This window comes from uncultured Mucilaginibacter sp. (genome assembly GCF_903893715.1).
Taxonomy (GTDB): domain Bacteria; phylum Bacteroidota; class Bacteroidia; order Sphingobacteriales; family Sphingobacteriaceae; genus Mucilaginibacter.
In genome coordinates this window covers 1-14,820 of sequence record NZ_CAITNG010000116.1, presented here as the reverse complement: position 1 = coordinate 14,820, position 14,820 = coordinate 1, and the positions used below count along the sequence as shown (strand labels likewise).

General features: G+C 43.9%; 20 protein-coding genes. 12 read left to right on the top strand and 8 right to left on the bottom strand.

All coding sequences use genetic code 11. The features are described from left to right. Nucleotides 1-93 precede the first annotated feature (93 nt). A complete protein-coding gene (locus tag QZX97_RS13285; protein ID WP_295653150.1) occupies nucleotides 94-807 on the bottom strand; it encodes a hypothetical protein in 714 nt (237 codons plus the stop codon). A 54-nt stretch (nucleotides 808-861) separates the two neighbouring features. Here QZX97_RS13285 and QZX97_RS13280 point away from each other — a divergent pair, with 54 nt between their 5' ends. Then, nucleotides 862-1,572: an SAM-dependent methyltransferase gene (locus QZX97_RS13280; RefSeq protein WP_295653148.1), complete on the top strand. Its 711-nt coding sequence runs from the start codon at nucleotides 862-864 to the stop codon at nucleotides 1,570-1,572. A 4-nt stretch (nucleotides 1,573-1,576) separates the two neighbouring features. Next, a complete protein-coding gene (locus QZX97_RS13275; protein ID WP_295653146.1) occupies nucleotides 1,577-3,175 on the top strand; it encodes an FAD-dependent monooxygenase in 1,599 nt (532 codons plus the stop codon). 130 nt (nucleotides 3,176-3,305) lie between these two features. Here the strand turns inward: QZX97_RS13275 and QZX97_RS13270 are convergent, their stop codons facing one another. The 5 genes from QZX97_RS13270 to QZX97_RS13250 all read right to left on the bottom strand — a co-directional run bounded on the left by QZX97_RS13270 (nucleotide 3,306) and on the right by QZX97_RS13250 (nucleotide 6,781). Further along, nucleotides 3,306-3,905 carry a tRNA-(ms[2]io[6]A)-hydroxylase gene (locus QZX97_RS13270; protein ID WP_295653144.1) on the bottom strand — a complete coding sequence of 200 codons (600 nt, stop codon included), beginning with the start codon at nucleotides 3,903-3,905 and terminating at the stop codon, nucleotides 3,306-3,308. 67 nt (nucleotides 3,906-3,972) lie between these two features. Beyond that, nucleotides 3,973-4,530, bottom strand: coding sequence for a hypothetical protein (locus QZX97_RS13265; RefSeq protein ID WP_295653142.1), 558 nt, complete (start codon nucleotides 4,528-4,530; stop codon nucleotides 3,973-3,975). A 115-nt stretch (nucleotides 4,531-4,645) separates the two neighbouring features. Then, nucleotides 4,646-5,221 (bottom strand): nicotinate (nicotinamide) nucleotide adenylyltransferase, encoded by a 576-nt coding sequence (nadD, locus tag QZX97_RS13260; RefSeq protein WP_295653141.1) that lies wholly within the window; start codon nucleotides 5,219-5,221, stop codon nucleotides 4,646-4,648. A 31-nt stretch (nucleotides 5,222-5,252) separates the two neighbouring features. Then, nucleotides 5,253-5,828: a guanylate kinase gene (gene gmk / locus QZX97_RS13255; protein ID WP_295653139.1), complete on the bottom strand. Its 576-nt coding sequence runs from the start codon at nucleotides 5,826-5,828 to the stop codon at nucleotides 5,253-5,255. An 89-nt stretch (nucleotides 5,829-5,917) separates the two neighbouring features. Continuing rightward, the gene (locus QZX97_RS13250; protein ID WP_295653187.1) at nucleotides 5,918-6,781 is read right to left on the bottom strand and encodes a YicC/YloC family endoribonuclease; all 864 of its coding nucleotides are present in this window, start codon (nucleotides 6,779-6,781) and stop codon (nucleotides 5,918-5,920) included. Nucleotides 6,782-6,877: 96 nt separating this feature from the next. Here QZX97_RS13250 and QZX97_RS13245 point away from each other — a divergent pair, with 96 nt between their 5' ends. Further along, on the top strand, nucleotides 6,878-7,642 hold the full coding sequence (locus QZX97_RS13245; RefSeq protein WP_295653136.1) for a hypothetical protein: 765 nt from the start codon (nucleotides 6,878-6,880) through the stop codon (nucleotides 7,640-7,642). Between the two features lie 100 nt (nucleotides 7,643-7,742). On the opposite strand, the gene QZX97_RS13240 is transcribed toward QZX97_RS13245, so the two are convergent. Beyond that, nucleotides 7,743-8,147, bottom strand: coding sequence for a hypothetical protein (locus QZX97_RS13240; protein ID WP_295653135.1), 405 nt, complete (start codon nucleotides 8,145-8,147; stop codon nucleotides 7,743-7,745). Between the two features lie 83 nt (nucleotides 8,148-8,230). On the opposite strand from QZX97_RS13240, the gene QZX97_RS13235 reads away from it, so the two are divergent. Then, nucleotides 8,231-8,680: an Hsp20/alpha crystallin family protein gene (locus QZX97_RS13235; protein ID WP_295664714.1), complete on the top strand. Its 450-nt coding sequence runs from the start codon at nucleotides 8,231-8,233 to the stop codon at nucleotides 8,678-8,680. 92 nt (nucleotides 8,681-8,772) lie between these two features. Here the strand turns inward: QZX97_RS13235 and QZX97_RS13230 are convergent, their stop codons facing one another. Continuing rightward, nucleotides 8,773-9,132, bottom strand: coding sequence for a response regulator (locus QZX97_RS13230; RefSeq protein ID WP_295653130.1), 360 nt, complete (start codon nucleotides 9,130-9,132; stop codon nucleotides 8,773-8,775). Between the two features lie 100 nt (nucleotides 9,133-9,232). Here QZX97_RS13230 and QZX97_RS13225 point away from each other — a divergent pair, with 100 nt between their 5' ends. The 8 genes from QZX97_RS13225 to frr all read left to right on the top strand — a co-directional run bounded on the left by QZX97_RS13225 (nucleotide 9,233) and on the right by frr (nucleotide 14,779). Continuing rightward, the gene (locus QZX97_RS13225) at nucleotides 9,233-9,847 is read left to right on the top strand and encodes a DUF4304 domain-containing protein (protein WP_295653128.1); all 615 of its coding nucleotides are present in this window, start codon (nucleotides 9,233-9,235) and stop codon (nucleotides 9,845-9,847) included. Between the two features lie 197 nt (nucleotides 9,848-10,044). Further along, nucleotides 10,045-10,488: a 50S ribosomal protein L13 gene (gene rplM / locus QZX97_RS13220; RefSeq protein WP_295653126.1), complete on the top strand. Its 444-nt coding sequence runs from the start codon at nucleotides 10,045-10,047 to the stop codon at nucleotides 10,486-10,488. Nucleotides 10,489-10,501: 13 nt separating this feature from the next. Then, nucleotides 10,502-10,888: a 30S ribosomal protein S9 gene (gene rpsI, locus QZX97_RS13215; RefSeq protein WP_295653124.1), complete on the top strand. Its 387-nt coding sequence runs from the start codon at nucleotides 10,502-10,504 to the stop codon at nucleotides 10,886-10,888. Between the two features lie 18 nt (nucleotides 10,889-10,906). Then, nucleotides 10,907-11,746: a 30S ribosomal protein S2 gene (rpsB, locus tag QZX97_RS13210; RefSeq protein ID WP_295653121.1), complete on the top strand. Its 840-nt coding sequence runs from the start codon at nucleotides 10,907-10,909 to the stop codon at nucleotides 11,744-11,746. A gap of 101 nt (nucleotides 11,747-11,847) precedes the next feature. Then, entirely contained in the window at nucleotides 11,848-12,687 is an 840-nt protein-coding gene (tsf, locus tag QZX97_RS13205; protein WP_295653118.1) for a translation elongation factor Ts, read from the top strand. Between the two features lie 137 nt (nucleotides 12,688-12,824). Further along, nucleotides 12,825-13,529, top strand: a complete 705-nt coding sequence (gene pyrH, locus QZX97_RS13200) for a UMP kinase (protein ID WP_295653115.1) — start codon at nucleotides 12,825-12,827, stop codon at nucleotides 13,527-13,529. 71 nt (nucleotides 13,530-13,600) lie between these two features. Then, nucleotides 13,601-14,125: a lipocalin family protein gene (locus QZX97_RS13195; RefSeq protein ID WP_295653112.1), complete on the top strand. Its 525-nt coding sequence runs from the start codon at nucleotides 13,601-13,603 to the stop codon at nucleotides 14,123-14,125. A gap of 90 nt (nucleotides 14,126-14,215) precedes the next feature. Continuing rightward, nucleotides 14,216-14,779, top strand: coding sequence for a ribosome recycling factor (gene frr, locus QZX97_RS13190; protein ID WP_295653110.1), 564 nt, complete (start codon nucleotides 14,216-14,218; stop codon nucleotides 14,777-14,779). Nucleotides 14,780-14,820: the final 41 nt, after the last annotated feature.

Sequence of the window (14,820 nt, the reverse complement as noted above, 5' to 3'; positions counted from 1 at the left end):
ACGAAGCAACCTCTGCACGACAGGTCGCCGATAGACATCATCGACTTGCATGTGTAGAGGTTGCTTCGTGCCTCGCAAGGACGTAATGGTTGATTACGCCACCTGCGATATATACTTCACCAAACTCTTCTTCGCTACGGGCAATAAAGTTTGCTCTAACGGGAAACTGATCTCGCTTTCCACATGGTATACGGCCGGGTTGGGCAGGTGCTTGTAGCGGTATATCAGGTCGCTTTTGATGGATTCGGGGGTGGTGGTCAGGCCATGGTACACATCCACAAAGCGGGTATTGATGCCACGGTATTTATCGTCTTTGCCCTCGAATATGGTAATCTGGTACTCATACACCCAATTGCCTTTTTCGGTGCCGTTGCGCAGCGTAAAATAGCCGTGGTAGGGTATGAGCGGCATTACGCCTACCGGGTCGATGTTGAGGTTGCGCTCCACAAAGTCGTATATCTCCTTGCCGGTTTTAATGGCCGGGTCCATCTGGCTCATAGCGTAACCGATGATTTGTTCTATTTCCTTCAGCGAGTTATCGTCTTCGATGATTTTTTTGTAGGTCAACTTCACCGCAGCGATATCCGCCTGCGTCAACCTTTGCGGGAAGGCTTGTTGCAGCGTGTTTTTGCTCTCTTTAAACTGTACCAGGTTGTTGTAGTGGAAAATCAGGTCGGTTAAATTGGGGTACAGCCGGCTGCGGTCGAAGTGGCTGTTTATCTCCTGCAGATAATCCAGCAGGACGTATTTTTTGTGCTCAAAATCGATGTAACCATCAATAAACCAGTTAATTCCTAATGATTTCATTATGCGCTCCTTTCAAAAACCTTAAGTTACGAAAAAAAAGATGATTTTTGCAATATGCCAAAAGGGACACTTTTTTTAGTACCGGTACCGCTTGCCGATAACGCGGCGCACAAAACCTATACCCCATACCTTAAAGAAACGATAAACCAACTCAGCGAGTATATTGTAGAGAACGAAAAGACGGCGCGCAAGTGCCTGAAGGAAGCCGGGCTCACCATCGCGCAAAGCCAATTGCTCATCCACGATTACGGCAAGCACCAGCGTGGCGGTAGTTTAGGTGAATTTTTTACAGGACTGGAATCGGGCAGAAACGTTGGCCTGATGAGCGAGGCCGGCTGCCCCGGCATTGCCGACCCCGGCGCCGACATTGTTGCCGAAGCGCATAAACGCGGCATCAAAGTAGTACCGCTGGTTGGCCCAAGTTCTATTTTGCTGGCGCTGATGGCATCGGGCTTTAACGGGCAAAGCTTTACCTTTCATGGCTATTTGCCGATAGATAAAGTACTTCGCGCCAAACGCATCAAAGAACTGGAAACCAATTCGGCACGGTTTAACCAAACACAGTTGTTTATCGAAACACCCTTCCGCAATAACTCGATATTGGAAGAGGTGCTGCGTACCTGCTCACCAAAAACCCGCTTCTGCATAGCCTGCAACCTGACGGCCGAGGACGAGTTTATCAAAACCCAAAGCATAACCGACTGGAAAAAAAACATACCCGACCTGCATAAAAAACCAACTATTTTCCTGCTGGCAGGTTCTTAGTATAATGAAATTAACGGCGCAACATACCTCAGTACTCATCGTCGGTGCAGGCCCATCGGGGCTCATGATGGCTGCGCAGCTACTGCGCAACGGTGTTCAGCCGCTTATTATCGATAGCAAGCAGGGGCCAACCACACAGTCGAAAGCCCTGGCGGTGCAGGCGCGGTCGTTAGAAATTTACCGGCAATTGGGCGTGGCAGATACCGTTATCCAAAATGGTAAGCAAGCGCAAGGCCTTATCTACAACCAAAAACAGGAAGAACTGGCTAAATTATCGGTTGATGCCATTGGCCGGGAGCAAACCCTTTTTCCATACGTGCTGGTATATCAGCAATATAAAAATGAGCGGGTATTGCTCGACTATCTGACCCAAAAATGCTGCCCTGTTTACTGGAACACCACATTCAAATCGGCAAAGCTGGTAGCGGATAGGGTTGAAATTGTGGTAACGCAGGACGGAGAGGATGTTGCCTTGACCTGCGACTGGCTCATCGGTGCTGATGGCGCGCATAGCCCGGTGCGCAAAGAGTTTGAAATACCCTTTAAAGGGGATACCTATCCGCATTTGTTTTACCTGGCCGATGTAGTTTTGGATGAAAACCCGGGCAATTATCTGCATATCCATCTATCGGAAAAAGGCTTTACCGCTTTTTTCCCGATGCCCGAAGAAAACAACTACCGCATTATTGGCAACCTGCCCGATGGTTTGGGCGAAGATATTGTTTTGAATGAGGTATTGCCATCACTCAAAGCTATTACGGGTATGACGCTGGATATACCCAAGTGCAACTGGTTCACTACCTATAAGCTGCACCACCGCATGGCCGAAAAATTTCGCGAAGGACGGTGCTTTTTAGTTGGCGATGCCGCGCATATCCACTCGCCCATAGGCGGCCAGGGCATGAACACCGGTTTGCAGGATGCCTATAATTTAGGCTGGAAACTGGCCGGGGTAGTAAGCGGGCAATTCAACGCCGCCATACTCGACAGCTATGCCGAAGAGCGCATCCCGGTTGCCAAAACATTGCTCAACACTACCGACCGGGCATTTAACCTGATGATGGCGAATAACTTTGCGGCCAACCTTTTCAAAAAAAAGATACTACCGCGTTTGTTAAAGTTTTTGTGGGGAAAGGAAAAATTAAGGGAGGAGTTCTTTTTACGCATATCGCAATTGGGCATCAGCTATCGCGATAGCAAACTGAACATGCACCTGGCCCGCGGGAGCAAAATAAAGGCCGGCGACAGGCTACCTTACCTCATTATATTCGATGAAAAGAAACTAACCGAAACTGACTTGCACCAATGGTGCGCGCAACCCGGTTTTACCTTCATCGCCATGGGCAAAATTGCCGAAATGGAGCTTTTCAGCCTGGCCAAATGGATTAACCATACCTACCCGCAACTGCTCAATTTTTACTACCTGCCGCCATCTCCCAAAAACCAGCATGTTTTTGATGCATTCGAGATTACTTCGCCCCGACCAAAAACCCTCATCTTGCGCCCGGATATGCACATCGGCCTCATCAACGACGGTATCAATACCGATATCATAAGGAATTATATGGATAATGTGATGGGGGTTTTGAAAGTCAAAAGTTAAAAGTCAGAAATCAAAAATCGCGTCATTGCGAGGCACGAAGCAACCTCTGCGCGACAGGTTTCCAACCGGCATCATCGATTTGCATGTGTAGAGGTTGCTTCGCTACCGCTCGCAATGACGTACAAGGATGTTACCCATGTATCGTTTCCCTTTTCCCGTAATTCTTCACCACCTCGGCTTCATAAGCTAAAAACTCTTTCCAACGGGCATCCACGTCAATGTTGCCGGCGTATTTTTTGGCAAGTTTTAAAAACATGGTGTAATGCCCGGCCTCGCTGATCATCAGTTCGTGGTAAAAGGCACTTAGCTCGGCATCGTTGATATTTTCGGAGAGTACCTTAAAGCGTTCGCAACTGCGGGCTTCTATCATGGCCGAAAACAGCAGACGGTCTATCATCTGGGTATGGCGGGCGCCGCCGGGCTTTATAAACTTGTACAGCTCGCCCACGTAGTCGTCTTTGCGCTCCTTGCCTAAGTTATATCCCCGTGCTATGATGATGTCGTGCACGCGCTTAAAATGGTCCATTTCCTCCTGCACCAGCAGGGCCATTTCCTGCACCAGGTCGGGGTAGTTTGGGTTTTGGATAATGAGTGTAATGGCATTACTGGCCGCCTTTTGCTCGCAATAAGCATGGTCGGTCAAAATCTCTTCAATATTGCTTTCCACCACGTTTTTTACCCAAAGCGGGTCGGTAGGCAGTTGCAGTTTAAGGATGGTTGTTGTGCTCACAGGACAAAGTTAGCGATTTAGTCGGGAAGACCGGAAGTCAGAAAGACCGAAAGAAGAAGTGCCGCAATCACGTCTGCCAGCTACTCCTATAAACTACTTTCCAATTCCCATTAATATTTCTCAGGATATAACAATAGCCAGAGTCTTCCATATCTATTGTGACCAAAGCAAACTTCTTGTCTGCAGTGAAGGCAGGTTTAGAGAAAACATAATATCCTACCAGTTGCTTTCCTCTAATAGGTTTGTATACAGCTTTGATCTCGCCAGTCTTACTATCGACTTCCGGTAAACTCTTCATAAATTTTTTAAATTCCGCTGGCGTGGCAATATGTTTGCTGTCGATATATATCGCCCCCGGTAAATGATAGTCTGGCCAATACATAGTTGTCGTATCAGGTTTTTCAAAATCTTCGATACGGACACCGGATATCACACTTTGTATCTCATCATTACGAAACCAGTTAAGATGTGGTTCCGATGCTTTGCGGAATACATAATAGTCGGTGTAATACCTCCCGATATCAATAGCTGCCACACTTTGCATCAACTTCACAATAGTGGTATCAGCAGCTAAGGTGTTAAAGCTAAAAAATCCTAAAGAAAGTGCAATGGCGAAGGCTTTCATATACTCAAAGTTAGGCTATGTGGTCAGCTTTAACAACTTTTAAAAAGATAACAGCTTACATGACTATCCCACAAAAATAAATCCGAAATTGAACATCCGAAATTCGAAATCAAACTCAATGCCTATACAAGCCCTTGCTCTCAATAAACTTCAGCACCGGGTCGGGCACAAAGTATTGCACGTTCTTTTTTTCGGCGATGGATTTACGGATAAAGGTGGCCGATAGCTCCATCAGGGGTGTCATGGTGATGTGTACAGATGGGTGCGTGGCCAGATCGGTGTTTTCGTAACCGGGGCGGGGGTACACATATATCTGGTAATCGCGCAGTATCAGTTTATAGTTTTTCCATTTGTGCAGGGTAACCAAATTGTCCGATCCCATGATGATGGCAAACTCATGCTGCGGGTATTTTTCTTTGAGGTGGGTCAGCGTATCGATGGTATACGATGGTTGCGGCAGTTTCAGTTCCACATCGCTTACTTCTATATTATCGCTGTTATCGGTAGCCAGGCGGGCCATTTCCAGGCGGTCGTAGGTGTTAATCAGGTCGCCGTATTTTTTAAGCGGATTTTGGGGCGATACCACCAGCCAAACCTTATCCAAATCGGTATGGTTGGCCATATAATTGGCTATAATAAGGTGGCCAATGTGTACGGGGTTGAACGAACCAAATAATAAACCGATCTTCATTTTTACTTTATTCCGAAAAGATAACAAAAAATTATTGCTTCAAAAAATCAAGCACCAATTGTTTGGCTTCGGCGCATGCCGTATTAAGGTCGTGATTTTTTAGGATGATATCAAATTGCGGGGCGTAATTCAGCTCTTTTTCGGCTTTTATGTAACGTTCTTCCAGTTTTTCCGGGCTATCGGTACCGCGGCCGCTCAAACGCTGTTTCAAAACCTCCAACGATGGCGGCTGAACAAAGATGGCCAAAGCGTGCTCTTCGTACTTGCGTTTTAAGTGCAGGCCGCCTTCTACATCAATATCAAATATCACGTGTTTGCCTTTGTCCCATATCCGTTCTATCTCCGAGCGCAGCGTGCCGTAAAAGGTGCCGCTATATACTTCTTCAAACTCCACAAACTGCTTTTTGGCAATGCGGTGCAAAAAATCTTCTTTGGTAATAAAGTAATAGTCAATGCCGTCGCGCTCGTTGCCGCGGGGCTTGCGTGTGGTGGCCGAGATGGAAAACTCAAGGTCGGGTATTTGGCCGAGCAGGTTACGCACAATGGTGGTTTTGCCCGCGCCCGATGGTGCCGAAAAGATGATGAGTTTTCCTTGTTTATTGCTCATGGTTCATTGTTCATAGATCATAGCTCAACCCGGATCAATATCTTGATGAACAAAAACCATCAACTATGAACCATGAACTATGAACTTTTCTACAGCACATTTAAAAGTTGTTCCTTAATTTTTTCTAATTCTTCCTTCATGCCCACTACCAGTTTCTGCATATTGGCATCGTTGGCTTTCGAGCCGATGGTATTGATTTCGCGGCCAATTTCCTGGGATATAAAGCCCAGTTTTTTGCCGTTGGCATCGGGACTTTTCAGCGTCTCGATAAAATAATCGCAATGGGCCTTCAGGCGTGTTTTTTCTTCGGTGATGTCGAGCTTATCGATATAATAAATCAATTCCTGCTCAAAGCGGTTACGGTCGATGTTCTCGCCGCCAACGCTGTCGGATAAAAACTGATTGAGGCGTTCGCGGATAAGCGGTACACGCTTAGGTTCTTCGATAGCTACTTTGCCCAGATTATCCATAATGATATCAATACGCGAACGGATGTCCTGCTCCAGCACATTGCCTTCATCGGCCCTGAATTGCTGAAAGGCTTTGATAGCTTTTTGAAAAGTTTGCTCTACAATTTTCCATTCCTCGTCGGATACCGACTCATCATCATATTTTACCACCTCGGGTAAACCCAGAGCCAATTGAAAAAGGTTGGTAGCCGGTTCGTTTAATTCTTCGCTAACCGACTTTAACTGTTCAAAATAATGTTTTAGTAAAACTTTATCGATGCCGGCCGCTTTTACCGTTTGTGCAACCTGCTCCACATTGATGGACAAATTTACTTTGCCACGCTCTATTTGCTTGTTGCATTCGGTGCGCAATTGGAACTCCTTATCCGAAAAGGAACGCGGTATGCGGAGCGATAACTCCAAAAACTTGCTGTTGAGTGATTTGATTTCGACGGTATATTTTGTGCTGCCCGAATCGTGGACTGCAAGCCCATACCCTGTCATGGATTTTATCATGCGCAAAGATAGAAATTTATTCAGCATGGTTAAACAGGTGTTAACGAGATATTTAACAAGCTTTTAACAATTTAACCGCCGTAAATGGCTAATTTTAACCCATTGAAACCACATTTTAACCATATCGCCAATTATTTAAGGCCACTGCTTTTGCTGTTGCTGATGGCTTGCTGCGGCGATGCCCTTTCGCAAAAAAGAGCCATTACCTTAACCGGAGTGGTTTACAACAAAACCGGATCGGCGCGTGTTGCCGGGGTAACCCTTACCGATATAGCCAACAACAACACCATCATTACCGACGACCTGGGCACCTTTAAGATCAATTGCAGCATAGATGATACCCTGCTGTTTAAAAAACAGGGCCTTACGGACCAAAAAATACGGGTAATAACCGATTTTGTGCTGGTGGTATATATGCAGCCAAACATTGTGCTTAACCAGGTGGATATTAAAGACGTTACTAAAAAACAGGAACTGAATGATGTAATGGCCGATTACGGCAAAAAAGGCGTTTATAACGGAGGCAATGCCACGGTATGGCAAAATATTTTTAGCCCCTTGAATGCTTTGTTCAATATTTTTGGTTCGGACGCCAAAAATGCGCGGCGTTTTCAAAAGGATGCCACCAGCGAATTGCAGCAGCAGGAAATAAGCCGCAAGTTTACCGTAGCTGTGGTGCAGCAAATAACCGGTTTAAAGGATGTGAAGCTGAAAAACTTTATGGACAGCTACCGCCCCAGCTACCAGGACTGTAAAAACTGGAACGAGTATGACGAGATAACCTATATCAAAAAATCGTACGCGCAGTTTGAAAAGGATGGCGAGCCGGCCTTGCCGAAGTTGTACTAAAATTAACCAGGATATGTTTGTCAATAGGAAAGGGAATCTGTTATAACAGAAAGGCAATTTATTCGGTTTATTCTTGGTGTAGGTTTTTATAAAATTGAAGTTATCGTTTCCGCTGTTTTTCTATCAGTTTTAAATTTTCTTGCATTAAATTATTAGCAAACCATGTATTGCTGTCTTTTCTGTATAAAAAGTACAAGGCAAGCACGTTCATCAGCCATAGAGAAATGCCCATAATACCGTCGATGCCGGTTATACCCAATATTACTTTTATTCCACTGATTATTGTTCCGGCCAATAAAACCGAGCGCACCCAAAATTTTCCTTTCGAGAGTAAATAGATCAAGTAGAATAGCCCGCCAATTGGGATAAAGAAAAGGCAAACCATATCAACTACAGAACCAATCATACTTTTATCAAAAACCAGTGAACCGATAACAATAGCCAATATTGCTGCCGACAGGTATAACACCCTTACCCCATATATCGTATTTTTAGGTTTTTGCATTTACTGCTAATCTACATTTTCTTAAAACTATCTTAAAGTAAAACCACCCTTTCCACCGTCTTCCCAAAAAAAAGATAAGCAATATGTTCGGAAGACACCATAGGGCAATGGGCGCACAAGGTTGCGGCCCGGCCAAAGCAGCATTTCATCACGGCCACTTCGGTAAACACTTTAGCCGCCACATGGGCGGGCAATTTGTTCGCCCAAAATATAATGTGCCGTTAAATATTGAAGATACCGAAACCGCCTTCATCGTATACGTATACGCAACAGGTTTCAGCAAAGAAAACATCAAGTTAACCGTTCAGGACGATATCCTGTACATCAGCGGCACCCGCGCCGTGGCCGAAGGTTATGACCCCGATTTCCGCCGCCAGGAGTTCCCTATCAAATCGTTCGAAAGGGCATTGAGTTTAAACGGGCAGGTGGACGCAGCCAACATTAGTGCCAAACAAGAGGATGGTGTACTCATCGTAACCCTTCCCAAAACCGCTGAGGCTACCAAACCGGCACAGGAGATAACAGTTAACTGATTTCGGATTTCGTCCCGATAGCTATCGGGATCAATTTCGAATTTAGAATTAAAACAGCGATGGGTTTATGCTCATCGCTGTTTTAATTTACCCTAATTGCAATAAATGCTAATTTTGCTCAACAGGTCAGTCAGGTCGAAAGGCTTTACCATATAATCTTCTGCGCCACATTCTTTGTGGATGCTCTCAATATCGCGGTTGCCCGATAAAAGGATCACCGGTATATGTTTCATGTCCGGATGTTCCTTAAGCCATTTACACAAGTCGCGCCGATCAATTCCCGAAAGGCGTATATCCAACAATATCAAATCAGGGTGTTCAAAATGCGGTTTGCTAAAAATCTCCCCGTCAGTAGAGCTGGCCACATCATACCCTTCATCGCTCAACACCATGCTCAATGCTTCTACTATAAAAGCATCGTCTTCTACTATTAAAATTTTTTTACTACTCATAATTTCAATAGCTTAACAAGTAAACAGGTATTTTGTTCTTATAACAGGACAGTTGATTAAAAGACGAGGAAATTTAATCCTACTTTACTACTTTTATTAAATGAAAACTTCTGCCGAATTAGCCTTTGACAGCATCGTAACTGATATATTTCACAAGACATTAAAACCACGCGGTTATAAAAAGAAAGGCAATAACTTTTATATTCAAAATAACGGTATCGGCAAAATCATCAATCTTCAAAAAAGCAAATACAACTCAAAAGAGTATATCTCATTCACCATAAACACCGGGATATTCTCTCCCGAATATTGGAATAATTACTATAATTATTCCAACAAGGGAATTCCCGACTACCCTACTGAACCGGAGTGTATACTACGTCGCCGAATAGGAGAGCTTTTAGGAACTAAGGACACATGGTATGAAATTTCAGCTGATAGCGACATTGATGAATTAAAGGCTATACAATTTTACAACCTTTCAAGAGTCATCTTACCCTATTTTGATAAAATTAATTCGAATGATGACATTTTGATTGAACTTGACAAAGGCCGTATTGCTCCTACACTTAAACTTTTTTTTCTTTGTGTTTTAAATCGATTTGCTGAAGCTCAAATCGAATACAATCGTTTGCATAATGAAACAACGAATCAAACCACTTTACGATACTTAATAGACTTAAGCAAGAAATACAATTTAGTACAAGGCAGTTAAATTACAGCTATCCGCACTTGCCATATTGCGTTATTATTTACAGGGGGTACAAACCTTCCAACATTACAACCTTTAAACATAAAACATCATTAAATACATTTCCAAAAAAACCATTTGACAATAACAGATTTTACCCTATCTTTGCAGTCCCGAATTTTGGGGTAAATAAATAATTTATACAATTTAATATTAAGCAAGTGAATACGTTAAGTTACAAAACTGTCTCTGCCAATAAAAAAACCGTTAACAAGGAATGGGTAGTTGTTGACGCACAAGGCGAGATTTTGGGGCGCTTGTCTTCTAAGATCGCTATGATCATCAGGGGAAAAAACAAGCCAGGGTTCACCCCGAACGTAGACTGCGGCGATAACGTTATCGTTATTAATGCAGACAAGGTAAAACTGACCGGAAACAAATTCGAACAAAAAGAGTATGTTTCTTACACCGGCTATCCGGGCGGTCAGCGTTTCATTTCTCCTAAGGAGTTAATGGCAAAACATCCGGAACGCGTAATTGAAAAAGCCGTTCGTGGTATGTTACCTAAAAATCGTTTGGGCAGAGCAATCTACGGCAACCTGCATGTTTACGCAGGCGCAACACATCCACATGAGGCCCAATCACCAAAAGCCATTAAACTTTAATCAGTAAAAAGAAATGACAATTACCAACACTTCCGGAAGAAGGAAAACAGCAGTTGCCCGCATCTACTTAAAAGAAGGCAGCGGCGCCATTATTGTTAATGGCAAAGACTACAAAGAGTATTTCCCAACATTGCCTTTGCAATACATCGCTACCCAATCGGTAGAAGTTTCCGGTTCGGCCGGTAAATTTGATGTTACTGTAAATGTAGCAGGTGGTGGCGTTAAAGGACAGGCTGAGGCCGTTCGTTTAGCTATCGCTAAAGCTATTGTTGAACTTGATGCTGAAAAGAAACCAGCTTTAAGGGCAAAAGGTATTATGACCCGCGATGACCGTATGGTTGAGCGTAAAAAACCAGGTCGTAAAAAAGCCCGCAAGAGATTCCAATTCAGTAAACGTTAATCAAGGAGGACAAACACAATGGCAAGAACAACATATCAGGACTTATTGGATGCAGGTGTGCACTTTGGTCACCTTACCCGCAAATGGGATCCAAAAATGGCTCAGTACATATTTATGGAGCGTAACGGCATCCACATTATCGATCTGAACAAAACTTTAACAAAAACAGAAGAAGCTGCTGCTGCGATCAAACAGATCGTAAAATCGGGCCGCAAGGTATTATTTGTTGCTACTAAAAAGCAAGCAAAGGATATCGTAGCCGATTATGCAAAAACAGTAAACATGCCTTTCGTAACCGAGCGTTGGTTAGGTGGTATGTTAACCAACTTCGCAACCGTGCGTAAGTCGATCAAAAAGATGTCGAACATCGATAAATTGACAAAAGACGGTACGTACAATAACCTTTCGAAAAAAGAAAGGCTGATGATTCAGCGCGAGCGTATCAAATTGGAAAGCCTTTTAGGCGGTATTGCCGATTTGAACCGTTTACCTGCGGCATTATTCCTGATCGACGTTAAGAAAGAGCATATCGCGGTTGCCGAAGCAATGAAGTTGAATATCCCAACCTTTGCAATGGTGGATACCAACTCCGATCCTTCGAACATCGATTTCCCAATCCCTGCTAACGACGACGCTACAAAATCAATTTCGTTGATCACTAGCGTTATTATCAAAGCGATAGAAGAAGGTTTGGACGAACGCAAACGCGAGAAAGAAGACGAAACAGAAAAAGAAGCAGCCGCAGCGAAAGCAAAAGCTGACACTGCTGAATCGGCTCCTGTTGCTCCCGGCACAAAAGACGAAGGTGGAAAAAGAAGCCGTAAGGTAACTGCCGAAGTTGAAAAAACCGAAGAATAAGCTTCATCACCAACGGGTTACCGTTAAACAAAAAACAAACAAAATTACATAATCCCAAGCCCCCTCTATCAAGGGGGTTTGGTTTAAAAAAGAAAATCAAAATGTCAACAGTACAAATTTCTGCTGCCGATGTAAACAAACTGCGCCAACAAACCGGTGCGGGTATGATGGATTGCAAAAAAGCTTTAACCGAAACCAATGGTGATTTTGAAGCAGCAATTGATTTTTTACGTAAAAAAGGCGCTAAAGTAGCCGCCAGCCGTCAGGACCGCGAATCGAACGAAGGTGTGGTTATCGCACGCGCTTCGGCCGATGGCAAAACAGGCGTTATTATCGAACTGAACTGCGAAACTGATTTCGTGGCAAAAAATGCTGATTTCGTAGCTTTTGCTAACGCCATTGCTGATGCAGCTATAGCTGGTGCCCCTGCAAGCGTCGAAGAACTTTACGCTTTAGAAATTGGCGGCCAAAAAATTGGCGAAGCCGTTATTGAAAAAACAGGTACCATTGGCGAAAAGATCGGCGTATCTAAAATAGAAGTGATAACCGGTGCTAAAGTTGTTCCTTACATACACGGTAACTATCGTTTAGGTGTATTGGTAGCTTTAAGCGCTGACGTTGAAGGTGCCGATGAAGCAGGTAAAGATGTATCGATGCAAATTGCCGCCATGAACCCCATCGCTATTGATAAGGATGGTGTTGATGCCACTACCGTACAACGCGAAATGGATATTGCTTCTGAGCAGATCCGTGCCGAAGGTAAACCGGAAGCCATGATCGAAAAAATTGCTGCCGGTAAATTGAACAAATTTTATAAAGACAGCACCCTGTTAAACCAGGAGTTTGTTAAGGATTCGTCCAAAAGCGTTGCCCAGTTTTTAAACGGGGTAGCAAAAGACCTCACGGTTACCGCATTCAAGCGGGTTGCTTTAGGAGCCTAAATATTTTATCCCCCCCGATTTATATCGGGGGGGATTTTTTTTGTCTTGTTTTTTGTAGATGCAAATAAAGTTCACAAAAACAACATAAAATTTTAACACTACATATATTTCAATAATTTTGACAAACCTCCCAAAAAATGAAATACAAAAGGATATTACTGAAACTAAGCGGCGAATCGTTAATGGGCAATAGCCAGTACGGTATTGATAACGAACGTGTTTTACAATACGCGCACGATATCAAAGGTGTTTTTGATTCCGGCATAGAAATAGCGATTGTTGTTGGTGGTGGTAATATATTCAGGGGATTAAGTGCGGAAAAATCGGGCATGGACCGCGCTCAGGCCGACTATATGGGCATGTTGGCCACCGTAATCAATTGTATGGCATTACAAAATGCTTTGGAAACTATCGGAGTTGAAACGCGTTTGCAATCGGCCATTAAAATGGAGCAGATATGCGAGCCATACATTCGCCGTCGCGCCATGCACCACCTCGAAATGGGTAAAATTGTAATATTTGGCGCGGGTACCGGTAACCCCTATTTCACTACAGATACAGCCGCATCTTTACGTGCCATTGAAATAAAAGCTGATGTGGTGTTAAAAGGAACCCGTGTTGACGGCATTTACACCGCCGATCCGGAAAAAGACCCCAACGCTGTTCGTTACGAAGAAATATCTTTCCAGGAAGTTTATGATAAAGACCTTAATGTAATGGACATGACGGCGATTACGCTTTGTAAAGAAAACAAGCTCCCCATCATCGTTTTCGATATGAACAAACCCGGCAACTTTATGAAAATTGCGCAGGGCGAGCCGATAGGTACACTGGTACACTAAAAAAGCAATTATCAACAGGGTTTAAAAATCCGCGCATCTTCATATTTCGTAATTGTTAAAAAATTACGGATATGAAGATATTTTTTGTTGCCGCATTCCTGCTTTTTACTTCTTTTATACCCGCGCCCAACAAGCCTGTCGCCAAACTGGATCTGGCCAAATTTTCGGGCAAGTGGTATTCTTTATACTCTATCCCCACACCATTCGATAAAGACAGCTACCAAACGACGACGGTTTATACGCTTAACGCCGATGGCTATTACAACGTACACACCTACGGCCGCAAAACCACCGACAACTTTACACATACCTTCGACTCAAAGCTTTTCCCGATAGAAGGCAGCAACAATGGCCACCTAAAGGCACAGTTTATATGGCCATTTAGGGTCGACTATTGGGTAATTGATCTGGCCGACGATTACTCCTGGGCAGTAGTGGGCCATCCCGATAAAAAATTCCTGTTCATCATGTCGCGCAAGCCAATCATGGATAAAAACCTGTACTGCCAAATTGTTGAGCGCTGCAAACAGATGGGATACCCGGTAGAAAAACTAACCTGCCAAAACCATGCAGAAGCGGCTCTGGCGTCCAAATAAATGATACTTAGGTAAGGGTCTCATTTCACTGCTGTGTTTCGGTCTTCCATAACTGATACTTTTTGCTAATTTTGCCAAAAAGAATAAGCAATGAGCGAACTCATTAAACTACAATTAGCTGATGCCAAAGTCCACATGGAAAAGGCTGTTGAGCATACAGATAACGAATTTTTAAAAATACGTGCCGGCAAGGCATCGCCTGCCATGCTGGATGGCATTATGGTGGAATACTACGGCACGCCAACGCCTTTAAACCAGGTAGGCAGCGTAACCTCGCCCGATGCCCGCACCCTCGTGATACAGCCTTGGGAAAAATCGTTGCTAAGCCCTATTGAGCGTGCCATTATGGAAGCAAACCTGGGTTTTAACCCGCAGAACGATGGTATCATTATCCGTATCAACGTACCGCCATTGACTGAAGAGCGTCGCCGCGATTTGGTAAAACGTGCCAAGGCCGAAGGCGAAAACGGTAAAATTGCTATTCGCAACATCCGTAAAGATGCTAACGAAAAAATCAAGAAACTAAAGTCGGAAAGCGTATCTGACGATGAAATAAAAGTTGGTGAGGCCGAGTGCCAAAAGCTTACTGATGCCTATATTGCCAAAGTTGACCAACTACTGGAATTGAAGGAAAAAGACATCATGACGGTTTAAAAGCAAACTGAATGTCAAATTATAAGGGAATGAGCTGATTA

What these genes read in the sequence shown, in the direction of transcription:
- QZX97_RS13285 (WP_295653150.1), bottom strand. Translation starts at nt 807, where the DNA reads ATGAAATCATTAGGAATTAACTGGTTTATTGATGGTTACATCGATTTT.
- QZX97_RS13280 (WP_295653148.1), top strand. Translation starts at nt 862, where the DNA reads ATGCCAAAAGGGACACTTTTTTTAGTACCGGTACCGCTTGCCGATAAC.
- QZX97_RS13275 (WP_295653146.1), top strand. Translation starts at nt 1,577, where the DNA reads ATGAAATTAACGGCGCAACATACCTCAGTACTCATCGTCGGTGCAGGC.
- QZX97_RS13265 (WP_295653142.1), bottom strand. Translation starts at nt 4,530, where the DNA reads ATGAAAGCCTTCGCCATTGCACTTTCTTTAGGATTTTTTAGCTTTAAC.
- nadD (WP_295653141.1), bottom strand. Translation starts at nt 5,221, where the DNA reads ATGAAGATCGGTTTATTATTTGGTTCGTTCAACCCCGTACACATTGGC.
- gmk (WP_295653139.1), bottom strand. Translation starts at nt 5,828, where the DNA reads ATGAGCAATAAACAAGGAAAACTCATCATCTTTTCGGCACCATCGGGC.
- QZX97_RS13250 (WP_295653187.1), bottom strand. Translation starts at nt 6,781, where the DNA reads ATGACAGGGTATGGGCTTGCAGTCCACGATTCGGGCAGCACAAAATAT.
- QZX97_RS13245 (WP_295653136.1), top strand. Translation starts at nt 6,878, where the DNA reads ATGGCTAATTTTAACCCATTGAAACCACATTTTAACCATATCGCCAAT.
- QZX97_RS13240 (WP_295653135.1), bottom strand. Translation starts at nt 8,147, where the DNA reads ATGCAAAAACCTAAAAATACGATATATGGGGTAAGGGTGTTATACCTG.
- QZX97_RS13235 (WP_295664714.1), top strand. Translation starts at nt 8,231, where the DNA reads ATGTTCGGAAGACACCATAGGGCAATGGGCGCACAAGGTTGCGGCCCG.
- QZX97_RS13230 (WP_295653130.1), bottom strand. Translation starts at nt 9,132, where the DNA reads ATGAGTAGTAAAAAAATTTTAATAGTAGAAGACGATGCTTTTATAGTA.
- QZX97_RS13225 (WP_295653128.1), top strand. Translation starts at nt 9,233, where the DNA reads ATGAAAACTTCTGCCGAATTAGCCTTTGACAGCATCGTAACTGATATA.
- rpsI (WP_295653124.1), top strand. Translation starts at nt 10,502, where the DNA reads ATGACAATTACCAACACTTCCGGAAGAAGGAAAACAGCAGTTGCCCGC.
- rpsB (WP_295653121.1), top strand. Translation starts at nt 10,907, where the DNA reads ATGGCAAGAACAACATATCAGGACTTATTGGATGCAGGTGTGCACTTT.
- tsf (WP_295653118.1), top strand. Translation starts at nt 11,848, where the DNA reads ATGTCAACAGTACAAATTTCTGCTGCCGATGTAAACAAACTGCGCCAA.
- pyrH (WP_295653115.1), top strand. Translation starts at nt 12,825, where the DNA reads ATGAAATACAAAAGGATATTACTGAAACTAAGCGGCGAATCGTTAATG.
- QZX97_RS13195 (WP_295653112.1), top strand. Translation starts at nt 13,601, where the DNA reads ATGAAGATATTTTTTGTTGCCGCATTCCTGCTTTTTACTTCTTTTATA.
- frr (WP_295653110.1), top strand. Translation starts at nt 14,216, where the DNA reads ATGAGCGAACTCATTAAACTACAATTAGCTGATGCCAAAGTCCACATG.